General features: G+C 61.6%; 20 protein-coding genes. 10 read left to right on the top strand and 10 right to left on the bottom strand.

Annotated features, from left to right (window positions below; all coding sequences use genetic code 11):
- Nucleotides 1–32: 32 nt before the first annotated feature.
- Nucleotides 33–2615 carry a bifunctional diguanylate cyclase/phosphodiesterase gene (locus tag HNO52_RS12265; protein WP_232090271.1) on the bottom strand — a complete coding sequence of 861 codons (2583 nt, stop codon included), beginning with the start codon at nt 2613–2615 and terminating at the stop codon, nt 33–35.
- 353 nt (nt 2616–2968) lie between these two features.
- Between HNO52_RS12265 and HNO52_RS12260 the strand changes: the two genes are divergently transcribed.
- Entirely contained in the window at nt 2969–3166 is a 198-nt protein-coding gene (locus tag HNO52_RS12260) for a hypothetical protein (protein WP_197565582.1), read from the top strand.
- A gap of 122 nt (nt 3167–3288) precedes the next feature.
- Here HNO52_RS12260 and HNO52_RS12255 read toward each other — a convergent pair whose 3' ends face one another.
- The 9 genes from HNO52_RS12255 to HNO52_RS21485 all read right to left on the bottom strand — a co-directional run bounded on the left by HNO52_RS12255 (nt 3289) and on the right by HNO52_RS21485 (nt 12705).
- Nucleotides 3289–3693: an acyl-CoA thioesterase gene (locus HNO52_RS12255; RefSeq protein ID WP_197565581.1), complete on the bottom strand. Its 405-nt coding sequence runs from the start codon at nt 3691–3693 to the stop codon at nt 3289–3291.
- 62 nt (nt 3694–3755) lie between these two features.
- Entirely contained in the window at nt 3756–5333 is a 1578-nt protein-coding gene (locus HNO52_RS12250; RefSeq protein WP_197565580.1) for an indolepyruvate oxidoreductase subunit beta family protein, read from the bottom strand.
- Nucleotides 5326–7482, bottom strand: coding sequence for a thiamine pyrophosphate-dependent enzyme (locus tag HNO52_RS12245; RefSeq protein ID WP_197565579.1), 2157 nt, complete (start codon nt 7480–7482; stop codon nt 5326–5328). Before HNO52_RS12245 ends, HNO52_RS12250 begins: the two co-directional genes overlap by 8 nt.
- A gap of 57 nt (nt 7483–7539) precedes the next feature.
- Nucleotides 7540–8856 (bottom strand): TRAP transporter large permease, encoded by a 1317-nt coding sequence (locus tag HNO52_RS12240; RefSeq protein ID WP_197565578.1) that lies wholly within the window; start codon nt 8854–8856, stop codon nt 7540–7542.
- Between the two features lies 1 nt (nt 8857).
- A complete protein-coding gene (locus tag HNO52_RS12235; RefSeq protein ID WP_197565577.1) occupies nt 8858–9382 on the bottom strand; it encodes a TRAP transporter small permease in 525 nt (174 codons plus the stop codon).
- Entirely contained in the window at nt 9375–10352 is a 978-nt protein-coding gene (dctP, locus tag HNO52_RS12230; protein ID WP_197565576.1) for a TRAP transporter substrate-binding protein DctP, read from the bottom strand. The genes HNO52_RS12235 and dctP overlap by 8 nt, the downstream gene beginning before the upstream one ends.
- 41 nt (nt 10353–10393) lie before the next feature.
- Nucleotides 10394–11275: a cyclase family protein gene (locus HNO52_RS12225; RefSeq protein WP_197565575.1), complete on the bottom strand. Its 882-nt coding sequence runs from the start codon at nt 11273–11275 to the stop codon at nt 10394–10396.
- Between the two features lie 487 nt (nt 11276–11762).
- Nucleotides 11763–12257 (bottom strand): hypothetical protein, encoded by a 495-nt coding sequence (locus HNO52_RS12220; protein ID WP_197565574.1) that lies wholly within the window; start codon nt 12255–12257, stop codon nt 11763–11765.
- A 133-nt stretch (nt 12258–12390) separates the two neighbouring features.
- Nucleotides 12391–12705 carry a hypothetical protein gene (locus HNO52_RS21485; RefSeq protein WP_442907052.1) on the bottom strand — a complete coding sequence of 105 codons (315 nt, stop codon included), beginning with the start codon at nt 12703–12705 and terminating at the stop codon, nt 12391–12393.
- A 138-nt stretch (nt 12706–12843) separates the two neighbouring features.
- Between HNO52_RS21485 and HNO52_RS12210 the strand changes: the two genes are divergently transcribed.
- The 9 genes from HNO52_RS12210 (at nt 12844) to flhC (ending at nt 23749) form a co-directional block, all read left to right on the top strand.
- Complete coding sequence (locus HNO52_RS12210; RefSeq protein WP_197565572.1) at nt 12844–14070, top strand: GGDEF domain-containing protein; 1227 nt, start codon at nt 12844–12846, stop codon at nt 14068–14070.
- A 77-nt stretch (nt 14071–14147) separates the two neighbouring features.
- The gene (locus HNO52_RS12205; protein ID WP_232090270.1) at nt 14148–18143 is read left to right on the top strand and encodes an EAL domain-containing protein; all 3996 of its coding nucleotides are present in this window, start codon (nt 14148–14150) and stop codon (nt 18141–18143) included.
- Between the two features lie 95 nt (nt 18144–18238).
- Nucleotides 18239–19894: an HD domain-containing phosphohydrolase gene (locus HNO52_RS12200; protein ID WP_232090269.1), complete on the top strand. Its 1656-nt coding sequence runs from the start codon at nt 18239–18241 to the stop codon at nt 19892–19894.
- Between the two features lie 197 nt (nt 19895–20091).
- Complete coding sequence (gene fliS, locus HNO52_RS12195; protein ID WP_197565570.1) at nt 20092–20511, top strand: flagellar export chaperone FliS; 420 nt, start codon at nt 20092–20094, stop codon at nt 20509–20511.
- A 1-nt stretch (nt 20512) separates the two neighbouring features.
- Entirely contained in the window at nt 20513–20896 is a 384-nt protein-coding gene (locus tag HNO52_RS12190; protein ID WP_197565569.1) for a flagellar protein FliT, read from the top strand.
- Nucleotides 20893–22239: a flagellar hook-length control protein FliK gene (gene fliK, locus HNO52_RS12185; protein ID WP_197565568.1), complete on the top strand. Its 1347-nt coding sequence runs from the start codon at nt 20893–20895 to the stop codon at nt 22237–22239. The genes HNO52_RS12190 and fliK overlap by 4 nt, the downstream gene beginning before the upstream one ends.
- Nucleotides 22220–22501, top strand: a complete 282-nt coding sequence (locus HNO52_RS12180; protein ID WP_442907051.1) for an EscU/YscU/HrcU family type III secretion system export apparatus switch protein — start codon at nt 22220–22222, stop codon at nt 22499–22501. Before fliK ends, HNO52_RS12180 begins: the two co-directional genes overlap by 20 nt.
- A gap of 342 nt (nt 22502–22843) precedes the next feature.
- Complete coding sequence (gene flhD, locus HNO52_RS12175; RefSeq protein ID WP_197565567.1) at nt 22844–23170, top strand: flagellar transcriptional regulator FlhD; 327 nt, start codon at nt 22844–22846, stop codon at nt 23168–23170.
- Between the two features lie 3 nt (nt 23171–23173).
- Nucleotides 23174–23749 carry a flagellar transcriptional regulator FlhC gene (gene flhC, locus HNO52_RS12170; protein ID WP_197565566.1) on the top strand — a complete coding sequence of 192 codons (576 nt, stop codon included), beginning with the start codon at nt 23174–23176 and terminating at the stop codon, nt 23747–23749.
- Nucleotides 23750–23774: the final 25 nt, after the last annotated feature.

Raw genomic sequence — 23774 nt, 5'->3', positions numbered from 1 at the left:
AACACTGTTTTTTTAACGACGCCATTTATACGTTAATTCCCTCCGCGTACGCCTTCAGGTAAAGGGTTGGGCAGGGTCAACAGATCCTCCCAGGGCATCGGCCTGGCGAAGTAAAAACCCTGCAGCATGTCACAATCGCGACGAATCAGATCCAACTGCTGCTCACGCTCCTCGATACCTTCGGCCACCACCGCCAAGCCCATGTGATGGGCCATGGCGATGATGCCCTGTACTATAGCGGCACTGCTGTGGTCGGTAAGGATGTTCCGAATGAACGCGCGGTCCAGCTTGATCTTGTGAATGGGCAGGTCGCGCAAGTAGCTGAGGCTGGAGAAGCCGGTGCCGAAATCGTCAATGGCAACCGTGATGTTCATCCCGTCCAGGATGCGAATCATCTCGATGGCTTCCTCGGCGCCCCCCAGCAGGATGCTCTCGGTCATCTCCAGTTCGAGGAGTTCAGGCGGCAGCCCCGTCTCTTTCAGGATACGCCGCACTTCATCGAGAAAGCCGTCGCGGCGGAACTGCAGCGACGAAATATTGACCGCCACGGGGTACACCCGTTCGCCCTTGGCGTGCAGGTCGGCCAGGCTTCGACACGCTTGTTCCAGCACCCAGCGGCCCAAGGGTATGATCTGGCCGGTCTGCTCGGCGATAGGAATAAAAATGCCGGGCGACACCATCCCATGCCTGGGGTGGTGCCAGCGAACCAGGGCTTCGACGCTGCAGATCTGGCCACTGACGGCATCGACGATCGGCTGATAATAGAGCTCGAACTGGTTCTCACGCAGCGCCGTGTCGAGATCATGACGCAGCAGCGCGTGTTCGCTGATGGCCTGCTTACCATCTCCCTGATACCACTGCCAGGTATTGCGTCCCTGTCGCTTCGCCGCTTCCACGGCCAGGTCGGCGTGTTGAACCAACTCGTGTGCCTGTTGAACGTCCTCATCGCTGCAGGCGATACCGATGCTGGTGCTGATATACAAGGTACGCCCCTCTATCTCGAAGGGGCACTCCAGCGCTGCGAGTATACGCTCGGCGGCGGCGGCCACCTCCGCGCGATCCTTGAAGCCGGGCATCAGGAAGACGAACTCATCCCCGGTGAGGCGGGCCAAGGTATCGCTGGGGCCAAGCAACTGACGAAGGCGGCCGGCGACCGACATCAGTACTCGGTTGCCCATGGCATGGCCCAAGCCATCGTTGATCGCCTTGAAACCGTCAAGGTCAAGATACATGACCGCCAGCAGGCTCTGTTCCCGCTGGCTCAATCGGAAGTCCTGCTCGAGGCGGTCATCGAGCACGGACCGGTTGGGCAGGTCAGTGAGCATGTCGTGAGTGGCCTGGTAGGCGATCCGGGCCTCCTGGCTCCGGTCTCGCGTTATGTCCTCCTGAATGCCGATAAAGTGAGTACAGTGTCCGCCGTCATCGAAAACCGGGCTGATGGCCAGCCGGTTCCAGAAGGGGGTGCCGTCCTTGCGGTAGTTGAGCAGCGTGACCTGTACGTCGGCTTGGGCGGCAAGGGCCTGTCGTATCGCCTCGATGTCCTTGGGATGGGTTTCGTCGCCCTGCAAAAAACGGCAGCTCTTACCAAGCACTTCTTCCTGCGCATATCCCGTCAGCTCGCAGAAAGCTTCATTGGCATAGACGAGCGGCATGTCTGGTTGGGTGGCATCGCTCATGACGACCCCATTGGGGCTGGCCTCAATGCCGCGCTTCAACAGACGCAGCTCGGCTTCCTGGCGTTTACGCTGGGTGATGTCCTGGCAGATGCCGTAGACGCCAACGATTTCGCCCTCGACGATGACGGGAAAATTGGTGACTTCCAAATGGCAGGTGTGGCCGTCAATATGGGTGGCCAAGGTCTCGTACCGGCGAGATGCGCCGGCCTTGGCAGCATCGAAGGCGGCCTGGGTCAGTTCGCGATACGCTGGTGCGACGAACTCATTGAAGTGGCGACCCAAAAGCTCTTCTTCGGAGCAGCCAGTAATCGACTCCTGGGCAATGTTCCCACGCTTGAACCTGCCCTCTAGATCGAACTCATATACGCCGTGCGGATGATAAGCGAACAGCGAGTGATGCCACTCGGCCAGGGTACGATGATGGCGATTGTCACGATCCCGGACAGTCGCCAGGGCGACCAGGGCCGCGGCTTGTCGAAGGCGTCTCTTGCTCAAGTCGCTGGGGGCGTTGGGCTCACGGTAATAGGTACCAAACGTGCCCAGCAGCTCTCCTTGCGCGGTGACCACTGGGCTCGACCAGCATGCTCGAAACCCCTCGGCCAGGGCAGCACTGCGAAACGATGCCCAGCGTGGATCCGTCTGGATATCTTCCGTAAATACTTGCCGGCGATGGTAAGCCGCCGCACCGAAGGAGGCGGCCTCCGGGCCAAGGGGGACATTCTGGAGCTGCTCGAAATAGTGCTGCGAGAAGCGAGGGCTGGGAAACAGGCTGAGCGTGCAGTTCGTCGAATCGAAGCGCATGAAAGCCACTTCGGCGCCAGGCAGCATCATGCCGATCCAGTCGGCAATCGCCTCAAGGGTATGCCCAAGCGGAGCCTGCTGAGCAACCAGTTCATGAATGTCCTGCTGGGCTTCCAGCAGGGCGAAATCGTCGGGCACGTGGGGGGCTCCTGCAGCCTCTTGCTGCGGCCGAATTGATTAGGAGGCTGATTACTTTTTCTTAAGCATAATGAATGAGGCGAACTGGCGAGGCAAGTTGGCAAACGGGCGGAAACATGGCTTTAACAGCGATTTCCGTGCCCCGTTCCACGCTAAGGCCGGGGCACCTAACGCCGTTGCAGGACGCCGCGGCTTGCTATGCCCCAGCGGGCGTCCTCTGTCAGCGAGTGAGAGGTTACGCGTCGATGCCTCCCATGGTTGACCCTCTTGAAAAATTACCTCATTCTTCATTTACATTGCAGTTACATACCAATGAAAACAGGTTCCCACGCAGGGTCCTTGGAGTGCACAACATGTTCGTCTCGCTGATTCCCAGCTACGCCTCTCTTCCTACCACCACGCACGAGAGTGAAATCGAGTCTCTGCTCGACAACCTGATGAGCGACGAGGGACTGACTCGCCAGCAGCAGGATCAGCTGCTCGATCTGCTGATTCTCGAGCGTGCCGATATCAAGCGCCAGCTGTACCGTCAGCAGAGTGAATGCGCCTAGTCAGCGCTTTCTTCAGTCCATCTTGCTCGTCGCTTGGCACCGCCGCGCTTGATGCGGCAGCTTGATCTCCTTCGATGAGATCCATAGCCGCCTGACAGGCTCAGTGGTCGCTGCAGTTTCCTTCAGGTGTCGTTGAGCAAGAACTCCTGGCGCATGGCATCGGGCCAGGGCAGGGGGCGGCCGGTTGCCAGATTGATCAGCACCAGCGTTAACAGGACTTTCAGGCGGGGCTGGTCATCGCCTGTGGCGGTGATGTCGAGCTTGAGGCTGGTTCGCCCCACGGCTTGCGGGAGCAGGCGGAAGGTCAGGGTCTCCCCCAGCCGGCTTGGCGAGAGAAACTGGGTTTCGAGGGCGACGACAGGAACGCCTCGCCCCGATGCCACGAGCTCGGGAAAGCCGCAGCCCACCACGTCGCTGAACCAGTCTTCGACGGTGGCATTGATCATCTCGAAGTAGCGCGGGTAGAAGACGATGCCGGCCGGGTCGCAGTGCTCGAAGCGTACCTTGCGTCGTGTGGTGTAAGTCATGTTCTTGTTCTCGTTCATGTCCGGCCCTGGGTATGTGATCCCAGCAGCCGGGTATTGAATTCCTAGAGCTGCTTCACGGCGATGCGAGAGGTGCCCGCTTCCTGCACTTTCGGCTTCCATTCCCCCACGCTGCGCTGCAGGGTTTCGCCCTTCTCGTCGGCGAGAGCGGCGTCGCGGAGCTGGTGCAGGCGAGCGGCGGCATCCGGTTCATCGCCGAAGCGTTCGAAGGCCAGCATCACGGTATTGAAACTGGCCAAGCCGCGCTGATGGGTGTCGCCATAGCCTTTCACCAACCCCTGCGCCTTGATGACTTCCAAGGCCACATCCGGGGAGATGGCGAGCGCGCGATCGACCGCAGCCAGCCAGGCCGCGATGCGCTGCCATTCATCACGATAGCGTAGGGTTCGCTTGCGCCATCGCCGCAGGCTCGCCACGCTCAGCAGCAGTAGGAACCCTCTCAGCCGCTGGGGGCTGATGCGCCGACCGCGCTGGGTGATTTTGGCCAGTGGCCGGCGAATCGAGTCGGTACGCATCACCCAGCTACCCAGGCCGGCCGGCAGGGTGTCGCAGATCTCCTCGACGCGCGGATGCATGAATTCGGCAGTGTAGACGATCTGCTCCGGCTCGGCCTTGACCTCACTGCGCACCCGATCCTGGCGTTGCCGGCGGATCTTCATATCGGCCACGCGAATGGTGTCCTCGTAGCTCATCCACAGCGCCAGGTGGCGGGCCAGTTCGCGCAGAAGGGGCATATGCTGCTCCTCTTCTGCTGGCATATGCTTCCTGCGCTCCTGGAGCAGACCCAGGTACTCTCCGGCGTATTCAAGATCCTGATAGTCGATCAGGCGCAGCACGCCCTCGCGCACCACTTGCCGCACCGGCTCGGAAAAGCGACTGTCGATCTCGCCCAGTATGGCGTCGAGTTCCGCATCGCCTGTTTTGGGCGACGTCTCGGCTTCCCTTGGCGAGGCGTCGCTCGGCGCTGCATGGGGTTCGGCCCCCTGTGCCTGCTGGAAGCCTTCATCGAAGGCACGCAGGCTCGCCGCGACACCGATGCCGCCGTCGCGTATCGCCTGCTCGAACGCCTCGCGTGGGAAGGGCAGCGTCTGGCTGCCGGCCAGGGCGCCGAACAGTACGGCGCTGATCACGCTGCCCTGGCGGCGCGCCGTGTCTTCCATGTCGAACTCGATGAAGCGCCGGGCATGCCGGCGAAGCTGCTCGCGTATCGGTTCCGGGTCGAGAATGCCGTTGCCCAAGGCGCTCTTCTCGGTGATGCCATAGACCCGGTGGCTCGAGGCGATCACCGTGGAGCGGTCCGGGGTCACCAGCCCGCGCTCCAGGGCACGGCCGGCCTCCATGAACTCGGCGGCCAGCACGATATCGACATCGCCCGGCGAGGGCATCAACGCCAGTACCGGCGCCTGGCCGGCGCGTTCGGCCTCGGCTTCGGGAAAGAGCTCGAGATAGTAGATGGTGGCCCCGGTGCGCTGGGCGACGCCGGGCACCGAGGTGGCCTGGGCCAGATAGCCGTTGCTCTCGGCCAGGTGGACGATCCAGTCGGAGAGCACGCCACCGCCCTGGCCGCCCATGGCCATGATGGCCAGTGTGATCGGACGCGTGGCTGTGGTCATGTCAGGCATGGGCCTCTCCCGAAAGATGAGCAGTAGAAGGCAACTGGGCCAGGCGTTTCTCGTGCCATGCCTGCAGGCGGCGGATGATGCCTTGACGCCAGCGATGCTTCAGGCGATCCCAGCGGCTGGGGTGGCTGATGACATCGGCGCGGTAGAAGGAGGGGCAGAGCACCGCGGCATGGGCCGCCTCGCCGCACAGGCCACAGCCCACGCAGGTGTTGTCGACCTGGGCGATGGGGTGTTCGCGCAGCGGGTCGGGATTGGGCTGTATCGACAGCGAGGGGCAGCCGGAAATACGGATGCAGGCGTGATCCCCGGTGCAGGTGTCGCTGTCGACGCCGAAGCGCTGGCGAACGGTGCGCTTGCCCTCCTTGAGGGCCTGGCGCACCTTGGGCTTCTCGCGCCGCTGCAGGTTCAGCATGCACTCCGACTGGGCGATGATCACCTTGGGCCCCTTGGCCTGGGTGGTCAGCGCTTCCGTGAGTGTCTCCTTCATGCGCTGCACGTCGTAGGTGCGATCAACGACTCGTACCCACTTGACGCCCACCCCTTTGACCGCCTGCTCGATCGGGATATTGGTATGGCGGTTGGGGTTCTCGGCACGCGAGGAGGGGAGGTCCTGCCCGCCGGTGGCCGCCGAGTAGAAGTTGTCTACGATCAGCAGCACATCGTCGTCGCCGTTGTAGACGGCATTGGCGACGCCGTTGGTCAGGCCGTTGTGCCAGAAGCCGCCGTCGCCCATCACGCTGATGGCGCGCCCGCCCTTGGAGCCGTGGAAGGCCGACGCCGCGGAGGCACCCAGGCCATAGCCCATGGTGGTGTTGCCGATATTGAAGGGCGGCAGGATCGAGAACAGGTGGCAGCCGATATCGCAGCTGACATGGCGTGGCCCCAGCTCGCGTTCGACGAGCTTCATGGCGGTGAAGATGGGCCGCTCGGGGCAGCCGGTGCAGAACCCGGGCGGGCGAGGCGGCAGGGTGGGCGCCGCTGGGGCTGGAGCGCGGGCCGGCTCGTCCTGTGGCAGCAGTTCGGGGGCGGCGGCGGCCAGAAAGCCGCGCAGGCCTTCGAGCATCACCTTGCCGGTGTATTCGCCGGCCTTTGGCAGTACGTCCTTGCCGTGCAGGCGGGTGTCGATATCGGCACGACGCAGAATGCTGGAAAGCGCCTGCTCCAGGTAGTCGGGTTGCCCCTCTTCGATCATCAGCACGGCACGCTTGTCGGCGCAGAAGGCTTCCAGCTCGCTGTCCACCAGCGGGTAGGTGACGTTGAGCACATGCAGGGGGATGCGGCTGTTGCCGAAGGTGTCGGCCAGGCCCAGGCGCTCGAGCCCGCGAATGACGCTGTTGTAGAGCCCGCCCTGCAGGATCAGCCCGACCTCGCCATGCTCGCCGGGAAAGGTCTCGTTGAGGCCGTGCTCCTGGATGAACTGGACGGCGGCCGGCCAGCGCGCGTTGATCTTTTCGTGCTCGTGCTGAAAGCTGGCTGGGGGCAGTACGATGCGGCTAGTGTCGCGCACCGGGTTGGCCAAGGCCTCGTCGATGGTGAAGTCAGGGGAGCGGTTTGCCTGGGTCTGGAAGCGCCCGTGCACGTGGCAGGCGCGGATACGCAGCTCCAGCATGACCGGGGTATTGCTGGCTTCCGACAGCTCGAAGCCCATCTCCACTGCCTTGACGATGGAGGGCAGGTTGGGGCGCGGGTCGAGCAGCCAGATCTGGCTTTTCATGGCAAAGGCGTGGGTGCGCTCCTGCATGATGCTCGAGCCGTCGCCGTAATCCTCCCCGACGATGATCAGCGCGCCGCCGGTCACGCCGCCCGAGGCCAGGTTGGCCAGAGCATCGGAGGCGACGTTGGTGCCCACCGTGGATTTCCAGGCCACGGCACCGCGCAGGGGATAGTTGACCGAGGCGGCCAGCATGGCCGCGGCGGCGGCCTCGCTGGCGTTGTTCTCGAAGTGCACGCCGAGCTCCTCGAGGATCGGCTGGGCATCAGCCAGCACGTCCATGAGATGCGAGATCGGCGCACCCTGGTAGCCGCCGACATAGGCGACACCGGACTGCAGTAGCGCCTTGGTGACGGCAAGAATGCCCTCGCCCTGGAAGGTTTCACCCTGCCCGAGACGCAGCTTCTTGACCTCTTCGACAAACGTTCTTTCCGCCATGTTGTTCTCCTCGCCGCTTGGGCATTTCGCCCTCGCCGTGAGTGGTGTTGTGGGGTATCAGCGCATCAGGTTTGGCAAGCCGGTGGCCAGCCAGGGCAGTGCAACCACCAGCGCCAGAACCAGCATCTGCAGCAGCAGGAAGGGAAACGCGGCCTGATAGACCTGGGTCAGGCGGATGCCCGGTGGGGCGACGCCCTGCATCACGATCAGCAACAGCCCGAAGGGCGGGGTCAGGAAGCTGATCTCCATGGCGACCAGGAACAGCACGCCGATCCAGATCGGGTCGATACCCAGGCTCGCCACGAGCGGCATGAAGAAGGGCAGGGTAATCATGATCATGCTGATCTGGTCGGCAAAACAGCCCAGCACCAGCAGCACCAGCAGCATGCCCAGCACGACCATCAGCGGTGTCAGTTCCCAGCCAGTCACCACTTTCAGCAGCCCGTTGGTGGCGCCGGAGAAGGAGAGCAGCTGGGAGAACGTGGTAGAGGCCACCAGCACGAACAGGATCATGACCGAGACCTTGGCCGTTTCCATCAGCGACTTGCTCAGTGACTCCAAGGTCAGGCAGCGGTAGCACAGGGCAGCGAGGGTGGCCGCGACGGCGCCGAAGGCGGCGGATTCCGTGGGTTCGGCCCAGCCGGCCAGCAGGCTTCCTACCACGGCCACGAAGATGCCGCTCAGGGGAAGCACATAGACACAGAAGGGTTGCCAGCGCTGCCAAGCAGTGAGGCTTTCGTCGCCGTCATCCGCCGGGGCCAGCTCGGGATTCCACGAGCAGCGGATCATCACGTACATCAGCACGGCAACACCCATGAGAATGCCCGGAATGATGCCGCCGATCAGTAGCTCGCCGATGGAAATGCCGGCCAGGCTGCCCAAGGTGACCGCCAGCGCCGAAGGCGGGATCAGCATGGCAATGCCGCCCACTGCCATGATCGGACCCATGGCGATGGAAGGGTGGTAGCCGCGCTTGAGCATGTCCGGTAGCAGCGAGCTCCCCATCATGGCGGTGTTGGCAATGCTCGACCCGGAGAGGGTGGCGAACGCGGTGCCGCCCAGTACCGAGACGATGCTCAGGCGGCCGGGAACGCGCTTGATCAACCGCTCGATGGCGGTAATGGCCTTGTAGGCGAGGCCCGTGTGAAACAGGACTTCACCCATGAGCACGAAGAGGGGGATGGGAATCAGCGAAAAGCTGGTGATGGCCTCGGCGCTGTTGCGCGCCATCTGCATGATGCCCATCTCGCCGCCCATGAAGATAAAGGCACCGACGAGATTGATCGCGATAAAGGCGAAGACCACCGGCAGGCCCAGCGCCATCAGACAGACAAGCCCGCCCACCAGCAGAAGTAGAGCTGAATGCCACTCCATGTCAACGCTCCCGTGGCAGCATGAGGCGCCACAGGCGGCGCAGGAACTCGAGGGTCAGCAGAGCGAAGCAGGTGGTCGGGAGAATGAACGTCCACCACTCCGGAAAGACGAAGGATTTGTAGACCATCGATCCGCGGCTCAGGTACTCGGCGCCGGTGGCCAGCAAGTAGTAGCCGAAGCACAGGCAGACCAGGGCACCGAGCAGGTTGATGCCCATTTCCAGATAACTCCGGTATGCCTTTGGCAGCGCCTGTTGGAGAAGATCCACCCGCACATGGGCGCCGTGATAGAGCACCCAGGGGGCGGCCAGGAAGGTGGCGGCGGCGATGGCGTATTCGCTGCCTTCCACTGTGCCGTAGATCGAACCGACACCCAGGTTGCGGCTCAAGACATTGAGGACGATGACAATCGACACGACACCGATGATGATACCTGCGGCAAGGCCGCAGGTTTGCATGACGTAGTGGTACGCCTTCAGCAACGGTGAACGTGCCACCGTCTTGTCGACAAGAGTGGTGTCATTCACTGTCCAGAATCTCTCTCAGTCGCTCGGCATTCTCGGCATGCTCCTCCGCCAGCCGCTCCCACTGCACCTGGTAGGCCATCTCCAGGTAACGCTCGCGCTCTTCGCCCTCGAACTCAATCACCTCGATGCCCGCTTCGGCCTGACGACGCTCCTCCTCGGCGTTGATCTCCTCGTTGAGGCCGTTCTGCTCTTCCAGCCAGATGGCCTTCTCGGTGAGATAGTCACGCTGCTCGTCGGTCAGGTTGTCCCACGCGTCCTGGTTCACCAGCACGCCGACTTCGACGTGATAGAAACCGGGGTCGACGCGGTAGCGGGTATGCTCCTGCCAGCCGAGGTCGAAGATGCCCTGAACCGGCCAGCCGTAGCCATCCACCGTGCCTCGCTCCAGCGCGGTATACACCTCACCGGGTGGGGTCTGGGCCGCCTCGCCGCCCATGGCTTCAGCGAAGGCACGGTAAACCGGCGTGATACGCATGCGCAGGCCGTTGAGTTCGGGGCTGTCGATGGGCTCGTTGAGATACAGGTGATAGCGGTTGCCGTAGTTGGTGTAAGCCAGGTAGTGCACGTTCATCTGCTCGCGCCACATTTCCTGCAACTGCTCGAAGCGGCCCGTTTCGCGTAGCTCCTCTGGGGAATAGCGCGTCAGGTTGAGGGCATGGGCAGCCGGCAGTGAACTGGTATAGAACGCCGAGGTGACGAAGGCCATATCGACGACACCGTTGCTTACCGCATTGCCGATCTGAAACGGGGGCATGGTTTCGGGGCCGCCGATGAAATCGACCTCGACCGGTGCATCGGGATCGTTCTCGATCTCTTCGAGAAACATCTCGAAGGTGTGCGGGATGGCCGTGCCGGGAGTGAAGGCGCTGACGGTACGCAGCGTTGCCGTGTCGGCGGCGGCTTGGCTCACCAGCCCCAGCGTGACGAGGGCGGTGCCGAGGGTCGTGGTCCAGCGGATATGACGATTCATCTTTTATCTCCGTTGTTATTGTCCTGACAGGGGATGCGGTTTCAGTCGTTGAAGGAAGTGCCGATCGCAACGGGCCTGACCGGTGCCTGTGCGGCTCCTTTCGTCTGGGCGGGAAGAATCATGGTGCAGGAGGTCCAGACCCGGTCTGCGGCCAATTCATCCAGCCGCGCATTCTGAATCTGATAGATGCCTGACTGCGTCAGGTTGGAGTGGTGGATAGCGAAGGGGAGCCCATCCGGGACACCCTCCGGCATCGCCTCTCCCGCTAACATGCCTTCGGGAGCTGGGTCGGTGAAAGGATTATCCAGGGCGACCAGCACGATGGCCTGCTCTTTCAGCCATTCCACGGTATCGAAGGCCAGCCCCGGCCCCTGGGTGTAGTAGCGCTCATCGCCGCTATCCCAATACTTGCCCCAGCCGGTATGTATATAGAGCACATCGCCGGGCAGCAGGCCGCGCCAGGCGAGTCCTTGGGCTTCAAGCATGCCTTGGATGTCGTCGCGAGTGATCAAGTCGCCGGCGGCGAGTGGTTCGCCCTCGTTGAGGTAGGTCGCGGCATCCAGCAACACGGCCGAAGTGACGATAGGGGGAAGATTTTCGAGGCCGAGCTTCTCGAGCGGAGCATCCGGAGTCGGTTTCACCTCATTCTGGGTGAAGCCGCCGAAATAACGCAGCGCCTCGGAGGGAAACTCCCCTTCACCGTTCCAGCGCTCTGGCAGGAAGGCGAAATGGCCTAGCCCGTCGAGTTGGGTACCCTGACCGCCTACGTTGCCGCTGGTGGATTCGGTATTGAATCCGTGGCGAGTGCCCGGGATGCCGCTGGATGGATCGAAGCGGTAGGACTCGGGTTCGGCAAACGGCGATTGCGGCATTGACGCACTGCGCGGATGGGCCAGCTCATATGCCTGTGCTTGGGGATCCATGAGGTGAAAGGCACATCGCTGCCAGGTGCCAGGACCCTGGGTGTTCCCCATGCCGACTTCATCACCGCTTGGCCAGGGTGGCAAGGGCGTCGGCTGGACATTCTCCAGGTGGGCCTGATGTTCGTCAGATGGGGCCGCCTGGGTTGTAGTACAGCTCAAGGCTGCCATGCACGCGGCAATGGGTAGCAGTATCAAGCGGGGTGTCATTGTCTTTGTTCCCTTGCTTGCTGATTTTCATGCAAATTTTGATTCGCACTAGGACACGATTGTGCGAGGTGCTGAAGTCAGCCTAGGGGGTTATTCAATTTGTTTCAAGATTGAAGTTTCAGGTTTGAATACTTCGCAGGCTCATTATAATGGCCAGCGTTGCCCCGTTCAGTTGAGGGAAGTTGCCACTGGGATTGCGTTTAGCCGCGGTAAGAGGATCGAGATGGGGCCGAGGGCGGTGGGCACGCCTTTGGTGCCCACCGCGCGATGATCGGCAGGTTCAGCGGGTCGGGTTCAGCTCGGTAAACGTCAGTGTCGCCGGCTGCATCTGGTCGCTGCCGTGAACGCCCACCCAGACGTTGTACATTCCGCTTGGCGGATTCTGGAACATGACCACGGGATCGAGACCGTTGAAGTCGTCGTTGCAGTACCAGCGACCATCGGGTGCGTTTATGATCAGGGTAGTGTCGCTGCCTGAGGTGGCGGTGACGTAAAGCGGCATGCTGCCGGCGGTATAGTGCAGATCGACGTCCGGGGCGCTGGCCATGATGTACCCGGTACAGTTGGGACCCAGCTTCGCACTGACTTGGTTGGAGCCTCCGGCCTGCAGGCTCTGGGCCCAGGGGTCGGGAGTGAAACCGGCCTGAAGATGCACGCTGCCATAGCTGGGTTCGGCGCTCCAGTCCGGTTCCTGGGCCTGGGCGCTGCCGAGAGCCAAGCCCAACATCGAGGCGACAACCACCTTGGTGAAGCGACAGATAGAGTGTGTGTTCATGCTTGATGTTCCTGCGTCAACGAGCACTGGGCTCTTATCGTTGGTATGAGGGAAAGGTAGAATAATGCCGAAGGCAATCGATGAGAAGTCGCTGATTCAACACTGCTTGTCTGCCACTATCTAGGCACGTAAATCACTGGATCGGTAGAAACGCATGCCGTGTATCGATGTTGTGCTGGAGCTTTCTGCCGAAGCCTGCCTTGCTCATTACGAGGGGCGGGTTGGGCAAGTTGTGGCCCGCAGTCTGGACGGTCGGCGCGTGATGTTCCCGGCCGAAGCGCTGCGTCGAGTGGTGGCCAGAGATGGGGTTCATGGCACCTTTCGACTCTTCTTTACCCCGGAGGGGCGCTTCCAGTCGATAGCCGCTTTGCCACGAGCCGCTTTGCCACGAGCCGCTTTGCCACGAGAAAGATGAAATGGCGCTTAAATGACGTGTTGTTTGTCGCATGTCAAACCCTTGGGTCTCGTTACGTTGAGCAGGCTCTGATATAACGACGAACCAGCATCGTGATCCTTCGCTCAGGCACAGGTGCAGCGCTTCCGTTTACGGCCATCTCGAAGTGCGGCCGCTCTACAAGGCCATGTCATGCTCTCCAGCAATCCTCATGAAACCCGCGAGTTCCAGAACCGTCGCCTGGATTCGCTGGCCGAGCCACCCGAGGTGGGGCATGAGCTGTTCGTCGGCTTGAGCGCCCTGCGCGATACTTTGAGCAACCGCCACCATTCGCGCGACTTCACCTTCGCCCATGCGCGCTATCTGCGCAGCCGCGTCCTGGCGCTTGGTCTCATCTTTACGCTGCTTTCGCCGCTCTGGATCGTGGTGGACTCGCTGGTACTGCCGAGCGAATTGCTGTGGTACACCCTGGCGGGAAGGGTAGGGTTGTTGCTGGGGCTGGTGGGTGTACTGACGCTGGCCTACTTCAGCCTCGAGCGGATACGGCGCATCCGCTTCAGTGCCGGTATGCTGCTGGCGCTGCCGGCGGGGTTCTATCTGTTCGTGCTGATCATGCTGCCAGCAGAGCAGGTTGGCAGTCTGGTCGGGTATGGCTTCATCCCCTTCTTGCTGGTGGCGGCACTGAGCGTTTTTCCCTTCACGCTGCTGGAGTCGCTTGCTGCCGGCCTTGCCATGCTTGGGCTGCTGGCGTTTTCCCAGCTGTTAGATGGCAGCTGGCTGACCGGTCGCGGCTTGGAGAGTGTCTGGCTGCTCTCCAGCCTATTGGTCGTTTCCTTGGCGGCCAACCACTTCCAGCTCAGCCTGTTGCTGCGGCTCTATCGACAAGCTACCCATGATCCCTTGACCGGTCTCTTCAACCGCGGCGCGCTGGAGGAGCACCTGGAAAAAGTCCAGGCCTGGCAGCGTGACACCGAAGGCCAGGATAGCCTTGGCAGTGTGCCCTGTTCGCTGCTGATGGCCGATCTCGATCATTTCAAGCGTATCAATGACAGCTACGGCCACTCGGTCGGCGATAGCGTGCTGTGCCAGTTCGCCGAGCTATTGATGCGGCAGACGCGCCGGCACGACTGTGTCGCACGCTATGGCGGCGAGGAGTTCGTCATCATATTGGTCGGCAGTGGCCAGGCCAGAGCGATGGAGATTGCCGATCGCATCCGGGATGCCGTGGAAAAAGCCGAGTTTTCCAGCCATGACGGGCAGCCCATACCCATCACGACCAGCATTGGCGTGACCCGGCTGGAGCAGGACGAGCCGGCCCAGGGGGCGCTCAAACGTGCCGATGATGCGCTCTATCGCGCCAAGCGCGAGGGACGCAACCAGGTAGTAGCGGCCCAGAATCCCGGCGATCCTCCCGTCTAGTTCCTTCTGTCTAGATCCTCAAGTCTTGCGGCTCGCTGCCGATACATTATTCAGGCAATTTAGCGAGCGGGGGCGGAATGCCCAATAATCTACAGCAAGTAGCACTGCATACCTGGTTGATACTGGTACCGATGCTGCTTTTAGCCATGGGAATAATCAACGGGCTGGCCGCCTGGCAGCTACCTGGCGACTGGCAGCCTACCTGGGTGAGCCTGCCCGTCATGCTGTTGGTGGGTAGTGGTCTGCTGGCAACACTGCTGAAAAATAGGCCAACGGCGCAGCTCTGCGGAGCCCTGCTGTTGCCTATTGGTTTGTTTGCGCCATTGCTTTCGTGGTGGCCACGCGTGGTTCCCGAAGCGCTAAGCCTGGATCAGGCGCCCCTGACACCTGCTACCAGTGTCGCGGTATTGATCGCGTCGGCATGCCTGATGGCGGGCAATGGTTCGGCGCGCTCGCGTCTATGCTGGTGGTTCGGTGGCGTCGTTCTCTTCCTGGTCGGTGGTGTGAGTGTTGCCGCGGGGTTGTGGCCGGATCTGCTTGCTACCGGCCCATGGGGTAACGCCTTCGCTACGCCTTTCACTGCCTTTCCTGCGCTGCTGAGTGGTGCGGCCATGATGATGATGGCACGCCACGCGAGCGTTACCCCCATATGGAGTCGGTCGATTATCCTGGCCGTGATCGGTGGGGTTCTTGCCAGCGGTCTTGCCTGGTATGCCCTTACTTGGCAACAGCATGATGCCAAGCTTCGGCATGCCTCCGAGTTGCTTTACACCTTCAAGGCGAACGCTGAACGCGTGGTCGATGACAAGCAGCGTGAAATACAGCGTATGGCCGCGCGCTGGGAGCAGTTCGGAGGACTCCCCCCGCAAAGTTACCGCGAATCGGAAGTCGACGATGTCTTCCGTGATATGCCGAGCCTGGACTCCCTTCATTGGCAGTCAGGGCTGGACGAAGAGTTTCGCTGGGGGCGGGAAAGAGACGATTTTCACCTGTCGGGCTGGATAGAGGAACACGACTGGCTGCTGGATTGGCTGGCGGTGGGAGGGACTTATCCGCGGTGGGTACTGCCGGGCGAACGACGTCCCGAACTTGCCTTGATGGCCGTGCCATTGTCGCCTCCCGCTCACGGCCAACTGGTCGCCGTACTCGATCTCACGCGCCTGTTTCGCGAGGAGGTGAGCGCGCTGATCACGCCGCTACGACTCTCCGTCCAGCGTAACGCGAGCCTGATGGTGGCCAACCGTCGACAGGACGCTGCGAGTGGGGTTGAGCTTCGGCGTGGCTGGGTAGTGCTGCCCGGTGGAGCTACCGTGGGCATGCGTATCCACGGCGGTGGGCCGCTTTCGGCCAACATGGCGGGCCTGCTACCGCTGGGCGTAGCCGTGGGCGGGTTGGTCATGACCTATCTGCTGGCTTTCAGCCTCGGGATGGCCGGCCTGAGCCAACGCCGCTCGCTGGCTCTGGCGCGCACCCAGCGACACTTGCGTGCACAGCAGCGCGTGCAGACGCTGATCGCGCGTGACCAGCCGCTGGAGGATACCCTCAAGGCAATCTGCCGGATCATCGAGGCCCAGGTGCCGGGCGGAATCGCTTCCATCATGCTTTGCGACGAGGCTCGCCTCCGCCTGGAGCAGCTCTACAGCGTCAACCTGCCGCAAGCCTATTGCGATGCGATAGAAGGCGTGGCGATAGGCCCCGAGAACGGCGCCTGTGGCCGGGCGGCGTATATTCGCGATTTCGTGGTAAGCGCCGACATCGCCAGCGATCCGCGCTGGAATGGGTTTCATGAACTGACAGCACGGCATGGGCTAAAAGCTTGCTGGTCTTATCCGGTGATCAGCAGCAATGCGCAAGTGTTAGGCACCTTCGCCATCTACTATCCACAGCCGGGCGAACCCTCACGGAGCGACAGACGGCGCGTGATCGAGGCGGTCGAGCTGGTATCGCTGGCCGTGGAGCGCGAGCGTAACCGACGGGCACTGAAGGAGAACGAACAGCGCTATCGCTCGATGTTCACCTATCATCCCGATGCTGTCTTCTCCCTCGACCTGAAAGGAAATTTCACCACCGCCAATGCCGCCTGCAGCAGCGTGACCGGCTATCCCCTCGAGCAGCTGATCGGCCTGCATTTCTCGAAACTGGCACAGGCGAACGATCGGGAACGCATCGAATCGCTCTACGTCGAGGTCGACAAGGGCGAGGCGTTCCGTTATACGGTCACCATTTGTCACCGCGAGGGGCGTAGCGTCTATCTCGACGTGACCAACCTGCCCATCGTGGTCAACGACCGAGTCATCGGTTTCTATGGCATCGCCAAGGACATGACCGAGCGCCATCGGCAGGAGACGGAGCTACGCATACTGCAACGCAGCGTTGAAGCCAGCATCAACGGCATCGTCATTACCGATGCCCGGCAGCCCGATAATCCGATCATTTATGTCAACGAAGCGTTCGAGCGTATCACCGGCTACGGGCGTGACGAGGTGCTGGGGCACAACTGTCGTTTCCTGCAAGGCAGCGAGACCGATGCGGAGGCCATGACGCAGTTGAGGCAGGCGATTGCCGGACAGCACGAGCTCAACGTCACGCTGTGCAACTACCGCAAGGATGGCTCGCCGTTCTGGAACAACCTCTACCTGTCTCCGGTGAAGAATGGCAAGGGCAGCGTTACTCACTTCATCGGTATCCAGCACGATATTTCCGAACGCAAGTCCTATGAGGCGAAGCTTTCCTATCATGCAAGCCACGATGCGTTGACGGGGCTGGCCAACCGTTCGCTGTTCGAGGATCACCTGATGCATGATGTGCTGCTCGCCCAGCGGCACGGATGCCACCTGGCGGTGCTGTTCCTCGACCTGGATGATTTCAAGCCGATCAACGACAGCCTGGGACACGAAGTGGGCGACCAGATCCTGATCCAGGCCGGCCAACGCCTGGGCGAGGAGCTCAATCCTGGCGACACGCTGGCTCGCTTCGGCAGCGACGAATTCGTCATTCTGCTACCTGAACTGGAGCGCGAAGAAGAGGCCATCCGCCTGGCCGAACGCTTGCTGGCCCGGGTTCGCCGCCCTTATCGTGTTGGCGAGCACGAACTCTACATTGGTGCCAGCGTGGGCATCGCCTTCCTGCAGAAAGAGCTGGAAAGTCCCGTCGAGCTGATTCAGCAGGCCGACATGGCGATGTACCGTGCCAAGCAGAAGGGACGCAATGCCTGGGAGTGCTTCACCAGCGATATCAATGATGAAGTGAACGAGCGCATGGCATTGCGCAATGATCTTCAGGAGGCGATCGAGGCAGAAAACTTCGAATTGCATTACCAACCCTTGCTGGGTGCCAGGAGCGGCCAGGTGGTCGGTTTCGAGGCGCTGGTTCGCTGGAAGCATCCGGTCAAGGGGTATCTCTCACCGGCACTGTTCATTCCGTTGGCCGAGGATACCGGCCAGATCGGACCCATCAGCGCTTGGGTGTTACGCCAGGCATGTCGTGACATGTGTCGCCTGGCTGCGGAGGGATACGGGCGTTATCGCGTTTCAGTCAACCTTTCGCCATTACAGTTCCGTCGCGTCAACTTTCTGGGCGATCTGCAGCAGGTGCTGCAGGAAACCGGCCTGTCGGCAGATTATCTCGAACTGGAACTCACCGAGGGCATCCTGATGGCCGATACCGCGGCGGCCATCGAGACACTGCATTGCCTGCGCGAGATGGGCGTCGAGGTTTCCATCGATGACTTCGGTACCGGGTTCTCGAGCTTGAGCTATCTGAAGCAGTTGCCGATCGGCAAGATCAAGATCGATCGCAGCTTCGTATGTGACGTCACCACCAATCGTCATGACAGTGCCATCGTTCAGGGCATCATCTCCATGGCCCACCACCTGGGGCTGGCGGTGGTGGCCGAGGGTATCGAACAAGCGCAGCAGCGCGACTTCCTGGCGGCTCATGGCTGCGACGTATTTCAGGGTTTTTTCTTTGCGCGTCCGATGCCGCTCGAAAAGTTACAGGACTATTTGAAGCAACGGGCTGCTGTGTCCGGCCAGTTGACAGGCGCAACCACGTCGGTAGATGACGAGGCGTAGGCGAGCGACCCGACACGTTCAGACAATAAGCACCAATAACTAGCTGAGGGGGCAGGGTAGCGAGGATGGCGCAGGTTCAGGATGAGTTTCTTCGAGTGGGGAGCCCAAGCGAGATCGAGGCACTGCTGGAACGGTTGGTCCAGCCTGGCGGAGCTTCGCTGCTGCTGGACCGGCCCGATAGCACGCCCATGCCGGTGGTGGTGATGGAGCAGACAGCACCGCAATCGCTGCTGCTCGACATTACCGCCGTGCGGGAGATTGCCGGCGAGCTGAAGCGCGGCATCGGCTTTCGCCTGTTGGGCCAGGTACAGGGCAAGATGATCCGCACGCCGGCGATCAAGTCGCGGCAGATCGATACGGTGGACTCAAGGGTGCAGTGCCGATGTGAATACCCGCATTACCTCGAGGAACTGCAGCGGCGCGAGGCCTTCCGTGCCCGCTTGCGCCTGGGCATGGAAGTGGGAGCCATCGTGCGCAGCGCCGAAGGTGAGGCTACGGTTCAGGGGGACCTAAAGGATCTGTCCCAGCAGGGCTGTCAGCTGGAACTGCCTTCTTCGGCCGCTACGCTGCTTGCCGCGGCCGTATTGGTCGAGATCGAATTCTGTTTCCCCAACGGCACGCGCTTCACGATTCAGGCATTACCCCGTCACACGGTGGCGGATAGCGACCGCCAAGCCTTGAAAGTGGGGTTTCAGTTCGAGAACTATACGGCCGAGCAGGAGCGCAAGCTGTGGTTTTTCGTCCGTGAGATCGAGCGTGAATCATCGCGATATGGCGATGATGCCGATGTTGGGCGCTTGCCGTCGATGCTGTTCCAGAGCCAAGCGGCCGGCGCAGTTGCTCCAGTCGGCCGGCGCAACCTGCAGGCTTATCCCACCCCGATGGCGCGTCGGCTGGCGCGGGTGGCGGGCTATCTCGATGCTCAACTGCTCGAGTTGCAGCAAGGTGACGACATTGATTCCGTTCAACTGTCTCGCCATGCCGACATGCTGATTCAACTGGCCGAGGAGGACATCGAGGCGCTGCTCTTCGCCACCCGCTGCCTGGGGCAGGAGCCGATGTTGGTCCGTCACGGGCTGGGTGTCGCCGTGCACCTGTTGGCACTGGCCAGCAGCAATTCGGTGCCGCGCGACGTGCGCAAGGCAATGGCTGCCAGCGCAATGGTGCATGACCTGGGCAAGGGGCTCTTGCCCCCGGGCCTGCTGGCTGCCGAGTCGCTGGGTCCCGAAGGTTATGCGCGTCTTCATGAACACGTGGGTCTGTTGCAGCAGCGCCTGGGGAGTTGCCAGTGGCTGGCGGTAAGCGTCATGCACTCAGTCGTGGCCGGTATCAATGAGCGGCTCGATGGGAGCGGTTATCCCGGTGGGGCCGCAAGCGATAGCCTAACCGAGCTGGCGCGCATGAGCGCGGTGGTGGATGTGGTGGATGCCATGCGGCGCAGTCGCCCCGATCGCCCCGCCTGGCGCATCGATGCCGTGTACCGGCACCTGCTCAAGTCGCCCGAGCAGTTCGACCCGCGCTGGGTGAAGCGATATGTACAGCGCTTCGGATTGCGCCCGGTGGGGTCGTTGGTGCGGTTTTCCAATGGCACGCTGGCCTGGATACAGCGGCTCGACCAACAGGGCAAACCCTTCCAGGTACAGCTTACCGAAGAGGTCACTCCGCCCGGCGAGGCAATGGGGGAGGTATTGCGAGGGAATATCACGTCGCGCCTGGGCGAGATGGTCGAGGAGGTTCCCATCTCGACATGAGAGAGGGTTGGAGCATGGGCCGGCGATATGGATTTCGCGCATCTAAAGTTGGTGCACTCTGGGCCGATAGTACGAAATAACCCCATGGTCACGGGCTTTTCACGGGAAGCATTGGCGCGAAGTCTGCCAAACTATCCGTAAACTGCCATGTAGAAATCGTGACCTTTTTGCAGCCACGATATTTCGGAGAACGATTCATGAGTACCATGCGAGGAGCAGGCGCTTACGGCCGTGGTGCCGGAGCCTATGCGCGTGTTGGCGTGGAGAGCGGTGTAATGTCGGCCACGCCGCACCAGCTGATCGTGATGCTGTTCGACGGGGCACAGGGGGCCATTCGCGCGGCACGCATCCATATGCAGGCGGGGAATATCGCGGAGAAGGGAAAGTCTATCTCCAAGGCGCTCGATATCGTCAACAATGGGCTGCTGGCGGCCCTGGATACCGAGAAGGGCGGCGAAATCGCCGAGCGGCTGGGTTCGTTGTATGACTATGTCAGTCGGTTGCTGCTGGTTGCCAACCTGCACAACGACCAGGAGAGCCTCGATCAGGCCGAGAAACTGCTGGACGACATCGCCTCGGCGTGGCGAGAAATAGGCGGTGCGGGAGTGCAAGGCTGATATGGCTATGTCCCCCACTCGAGCCGTTCTTGACGGCTACACCCGGCTCAGGCAGCAGGTTTCTGTCATGCTAGAACTGGCTCGGGCCGGTGAGTGGGATGCGCTCATCGAACGACAGTCCGGCTACCTGCAGCTTGCCGACCATCTCAGGCAGCTCGACAAGGAGGCCGTGCTCGACGATGACGGCAAGCAGTGCAAGGCTGCGCTTCTGGAAGCCATTCTTGCCGATGACCTGGAGATTCGTGAACAATTGATGGCGCGGCGCAGCGAGCTAGGCCAGCTCATGGATACCAGCCGGCGGCAGCGCGATTTGCATCGCAGCTACGGCAAACAGGCGGCGTCCGTGGTTGATGCCTCCGACAAGTTTGGCCCGGGGACGCCGTGAGTGGCATCACGCCACTGCTCGATACACTGCTCCACCAGGTGCTGGGCAAACGTATCGATACGGCCCCTCCCCGTGATCTGACCGAGCCGGTTCGGCCGGTCGACCCGGGCGAGGGGCCGCGGGCACTACATAGCGACTCGCGGCTGGAAGGGCGTCGCCCGGGTATGGCGCCGCTGCCTGGCACGGGCACTCCAGCCCCGCGTGGCGATGGCCTGGTGCCGCGCGGCGACCCAGCACTGCCTCCCGCTTCCTCTCAGACCCATTTCAGCCCCTCGGCGCGTACCATCGCCGACCTGCTGGTACGTTTTCCTGCCCCACCATCGGTGTTGAGCACCGGCTCGCCACTGATGAGGGCTGACGAACCCCCAAATGCCACCACTCTTGCCGCCCGGTTGCAAACCGGGGTACGCGACAGCGGACTGTTCTACGAGTCGCATCTCTCGCGCTGGTATCGCGGCGAGATGAGCCGACAGCAACTGGAAGGCGAGCCTCAAATGCTCCGTACGCTGCGCTTTACGCCGGCAGCGCCGGGCAACGCTCCTGCTGCAGCTTCTAGCGCATCCATGGCAGCACCGAATGCTGGCTCTGTGATGACAAGTGGTGCGCAGGTTATGCTGCCGGCAGGACAGGTTCAGCCCGCGCCAGCTGCGCCGGGCCAAGCATTGCCGGGTCAGGCATTGCCTGGCCAAGCGCTGCAGGGACAAGCTGCTTCCGCAGCCAACTCCTACATTGCCACCGAGTCGCTATATCCCGCGGCGGCACGCGGTGAGAGGGCTGGAGGCGAGAGCCAGGCGACCGCTTCTGGCCAGGCGCGTGACGCGGTACAGCCGGGGGCGCCGCGAGCCGAAGGGCCGGAATTGGCCGGTCGCGAGGCAGCCGAGCAGCTGATTCGTTCACGCTCGGTTGGTGGAGAACCCGTGCATGAGAGCCTTCAGGGGCTGGTGCGTCATCAGCTCGAGATGCTGGTAACGCCTGTCTTGCGCTGGGAGGGGGATGTCTGGTCCGGCATCTTCATGGCGCTGATGATCCAACTGCCGGCCGGGGCTCGACACGAGCATGAAGGCACGGCAGAGGGGGAAGATGAATCGCAGCAAGAGGCCTGGCATTCCGAACTCCAGCTAACGGTGCCAAGCCTGGGTGAGATTCGTGTGGCGATGTGGCTGCAGGAAAAGCGTATTCGCCTGCAATTGCTGGCCAGGGATGATGCCACTCTGCAGATCTTGGAAAGGGGAGTGCCACAGCTGGAACAACGACTCCGGGATGCTGGGTTGGCGTCGGTGCTGGTCGATGCACGCCCTTGGGACAGGGAGAAAGGGGGAACTGATGATGGAGTCGAAGCCTGAGCGACGCCGACAGGCGGTGGCGCTGGCCTATCGCGACGGCGACGATGCCCCGCGGGTGCTGGCCAAAGGGTATGGAGACATGGCCGAGCGGATTCTGGCCGAGGCCACGCGACAGGGAATCTACGTTCACGATGCGCCCGAGCTGGTATCGTTGCTGATGGGGTTGGATCTGGATGAGCGGATCCCGCCGATGCTGTATCAAGTGATCGCTGAATTGCTCGTATGGGTGTATGAAATTGCCGAAGCGCAAGAGCTCCGTTGAATGAGCAGAAGTTTACTTTGTAAAAAATTGTAACGCATTGCGCACTTTCTTGTTTATGTCAAGACACATCTGTGTCTTTTTTTATGTTCGCGTACAAGACGTTAACAATTTAGTCCGAAAGGCTTAGCTTCCTCAGCCTTTGGTCTGAAAGCTCCTTGCGTTTAGAAAGGTTGGCAGGTATCAAAACAGTGGTCACAATGCATGTGTGTGAGATATGTCCTTAATCAGGTGCTGCCTGGTGACCTCGTTGCGTAACACGACGTATCTCTAGGCCGTAGTCCTGAATAAGCGCATTACAAAAAACAAAGGACACGCAAATCAATAGCGTGCAGGGAAACTGAAATGACAAACGCGAATCACCTGGATGAGATCCAGGAGCTGAACCTTGCCTATCTGCTGCTGGCCCAGCGTCTGCTCAATGACGACCGCGCGGCGGCGATGTTCCGTCTCAAGATCGATGACGAAACCGCCGATCTGCTCGTGTCTCTTGGTGCTGTCCAGCTGACCCGTCTGGCGCGCACCAATCAGCTGCTCTGTCACTTCGGCTTCGAGGGCGCCGAGCAGTTGCGTCAAGTGGTCGATAACCCCCGTGACAATGGATTGTCGCAGTTCCACGCCTCGTTGCTGATGGCGGGCCGTGGAACCGTATCCATGTCACGGGGGGCGTGAGCGATGTCCCAGAAAAGCCTTGTCGAGGAAATGCAGCAGGTCCAGCTTGCCATTGAGCTGATCGAGCTGGGCGCTCGCCTTCAGGTGCTGGAAACCGAGACCGACCTGAGCCGTGCCCGTCTGATCCGTCTGTTCAAGGAAGTGCGGGGAATGTCACCGCCCAAGGGCATGCTGCCCTTTTCCACCGACTGGTTCATTACCTGGCTACCGAACGTACATGCCTCGCTGTTCTATAACGTCTATCGCAGCCTGATCGAAGAGCAGAAGTGCGAGCGTATGCAGGCCTTCGTCACGGCCTACCGGCTCTACAGCGAGCAGGTCAGCATCGATCAGGCCGAGCCGGTGCTGGGGCTGACACGCGCCTGGACCCTGGTCAGGTTCTTCGAGAGCGATCTGCTGCAGCTGTCTACCTGCAACAGTTGCAGTGGCCATTTCGTCGCCCATGCGCACACGCCGGATCAGGACTACGTCTGCGGTATCTGCATGCCGCCCTCGCGTGCCGGCAAGACCCGCAAGCGCCGCGATCGTGAGGCGGAGGAAGCCGTTAGCCGTGAGGTTTCGCTCAAGCGAGTCGGTTGACGCTGCTGACGCCTCATCACATGCC

Source organism: Halomonas sp. MCCC 1A13316 (assembly GCF_014931605.1).
Lineage (GTDB): Bacteria > Pseudomonadota > Gammaproteobacteria > Pseudomonadales > Halomonadaceae > Halomonas.
The sequence above is the reverse complement of the archived record's forward strand: the minus strand, read 5'-3'. Positions and strand labels throughout refer to the sequence as shown.

Coding starts and splice junctions, on each gene's coding strand:
- HNO52_RS12260 (WP_197565582.1), top strand. CDS start 2,969: ATGTTCGTCTCGCTGATTCCCAGCTACGCCTCTCTTCCTACCACCACG.
- HNO52_RS12255 (WP_197565581.1), bottom strand. CDS start 3,693: ATGACTTACACCACACGACGCAAGGTACGCTTCGAGCACTGCGACCCG.
- HNO52_RS12250 (WP_197565580.1), bottom strand. CDS start 5,333: ATGCCTGACATGACCACAGCCACGCGTCCGATCACACTGGCCATCATG.
- HNO52_RS12245 (WP_197565579.1), bottom strand. CDS start 7,482: ATGGCGGAAAGAACGTTTGTCGAAGAGGTCAAGAAGCTGCGTCTCGGG.
- HNO52_RS12240 (WP_197565578.1), bottom strand. CDS start 8,856: ATGGAGTGGCATTCAGCTCTACTTCTGCTGGTGGGCGGGCTTGTCTGT.
- dctP (WP_197565576.1), bottom strand. CDS start 10,352: ATGAATCGTCATATCCGCTGGACCACGACCCTCGGCACCGCCCTCGTC.
- HNO52_RS12225 (WP_197565575.1), bottom strand. CDS start 11,275: ATGGATCCCCAAGCACAGGCATATGAGCTGGCCCATCCGCGCAGTGCG.
- HNO52_RS12220 (WP_197565574.1), bottom strand. CDS start 12,257: ATGAACACACACTCTATCTGTCGCTTCACCAAGGTGGTTGTCGCCTCG.
- HNO52_RS21485 (WP_442907052.1), bottom strand. CDS start 12,705: ATGCGACAAACAACACGTCATTTAAGCGCCATTTCATCTTTCTCGTGG.
- HNO52_RS12210 (WP_197565572.1), top strand. CDS start 12,844: ATGCTCTCCAGCAATCCTCATGAAACCCGCGAGTTCCAGAACCGTCGC.
- HNO52_RS12205 (WP_232090270.1), top strand. CDS start 14,148: ATGCCCAATAATCTACAGCAAGTAGCACTGCATACCTGGTTGATACTG.
- fliS (WP_197565570.1), top strand. CDS start 20,092: ATGAGTACCATGCGAGGAGCAGGCGCTTACGGCCGTGGTGCCGGAGCC.
- HNO52_RS12190 (WP_197565569.1), top strand. CDS start 20,513: ATGGCTATGTCCCCCACTCGAGCCGTTCTTGACGGCTACACCCGGCTC.
- HNO52_RS12180 (WP_442907051.1), top strand. CDS start 22,220: ATGATGGAGTCGAAGCCTGAGCGACGCCGACAGGCGGTGGCGCTGGCC.
- flhD (WP_197565567.1), top strand. CDS start 22,844: ATGACAAACGCGAATCACCTGGATGAGATCCAGGAGCTGAACCTTGCC.
- flhC (WP_197565566.1), top strand. CDS start 23,174: ATGTCCCAGAAAAGCCTTGTCGAGGAAATGCAGCAGGTCCAGCTTGCC.